Annotated in this window: 1 protein-coding gene; it reads left to right on the top strand. The window is 37.3% G+C overall.

Translation table 11 applies throughout. From position 1 onward, the window contains the following. Nucleotides 1–1482 (top strand): hypothetical protein (locus tag TY19_RS11485; protein WP_079979187.1); only part of this gene is annotated, 1482 nt, incomplete at its 5' end. Nucleotides 1483–1764 lie beyond the last annotated feature (282 nt).

Below are 1764 nucleotides of genomic sequence, written 5' to 3'. Positions count from 1 at the left end.
AACTCTACTGAAGAGAGTTTAGTCAGATTAAAAGAACTTTTAAATTTTGCGCAGCAATGTCAATTAAACACTTTGAAAAACTATTTAGAATTGACCGTTGTAGGCGCCTTATTAAACCAGACCTCTCAATTGGCAGAGTTTGAAAGAATTATAAATCATTTTTCAGATGAAATAGAAACTCTTGATTTTTCAAATCAGACTTATTTAACAGATGCCCATCTTTTAGCATTAAAAGATTGTAAAAATTTAAAAGTACTCCATTTTAAGAAATGCCAGGGTCTCACTGATGCTGGATTAGCCCATTTGGCACCCTTAACGAATTTGCAGCATCTAAATCTGAGTAGGTGCTATCATCTTACCGATGCAGGATTAGCCCATTTGACACCTTTAACGGCTTTGCAGCATCTTAATCTAAGCTACTGTGAGAATCTCACTGATGCAGGCTTGGCCCATTTGAAACCCTTAACGGCTTTGCAAGATCTAGATTTAAGCCAATATGGAAATCTCACTAATGATGGATTAGTTCATTTGAAACTTTTAACGGCTTTACGGCATCTAGATCTAAGCTACTGTGAGAATCTCACGGATGTTGGATTAGCCCATTTGACACCTTTAACGGCTTTGCAGCATCTCAATCTAAGCAAGTGCAATAAACTCACGGATGGTGGATTAGCCCATTTGACACCTTTAACGGCTTTACGGCATCTAGATCTAAGCTACTGTGAGAATCCCACGGATGTTGGATTAGCCCATTTGAAACCTTTAACGGCTTTGCAGCATCTAGATTTAAGCGATTGTAAGAATCTCACGGATGCTGGATTAGCCCATTTAACACCTTTAACGGCTTTACGGCATCTCAATCTAAGTGGGTGCTATTATCTCACCGATGCAGGATTAGCCCATTTAACACCTTTAACTCCTTTACAACATCTCAATCTAAGCAGGTGCAATAAACTCACTGATGATGGATTAGCCCATTTGACACCCTTAACGGCTTTGCAATATCTAGATCTAAGCCAATGCTGGAATCTCACTGATAATGGATTAGCTCATTTGACACCCTTAACGGCTTTACAGCAACTTGATCTAAGCAGGTGCAATAAACTCACTGATGATGGATTAGCCCATTTGACACTCTTAACGGCTTTGCAATATCTAGATCTAAGCCAATGCTGGAATCTCACTGATAATGGATTAGCACATTTGAAACCTTTAACGGCTTTAAAGCATCTCGATCTAAGCGATTGTAAGAATCTCACCGATGCAGGATTAGCACATTTGACACCCTTAACCGCTTTGCAGCATCTAAATCTACGCTACTGTATGAATCTCACGGATGATGGATTAGCACATTTGGTACCTTTAACGGCTTTGCAATCTTTAGATCTAATTGGCCGTAATAAACTCACCGATGCAGGATTAGCACATTTTAAAATTTTAGCAGCTTCACTCAATTTAAAAATTATTAAATCCTTAATTTAAGATTTTAAGTGGGTTGGAAAAAATCAATAGATGCTTTACGAATTACTTTGAATATGAAAATTGCAAGTTAACTTTTTTATTTTTTGCGTCATTTTTGGAAAAATCTGAGAAGCATTCATTCTCAAAAAGAAGAGTAGCTGTTTGATACAATCCCACTTTATTATAAGAAGGAAAGGGCTAAATATTGAGTGAGATTCAAAGAAACAGCCTCATTTAATTTATAAAGAAGAGATGAGCCAATCACTTTAAACAGAGGCTTAGCTTTGATCTCAGCAAGTGTTA

The organism is Candidatus Protochlamydia sp. R18 (genome assembly GCF_000648255.1).
GTDB classification, from domain to species: domain Bacteria; phylum Chlamydiota; class Chlamydiia; order Chlamydiales; family Parachlamydiaceae; genus Protochlamydia; species Protochlamydia amoebophila.
The sequence above is the reverse complement of the archived record's forward strand: the minus strand, read 5'-3'. Positions and strand labels throughout refer to the sequence as shown.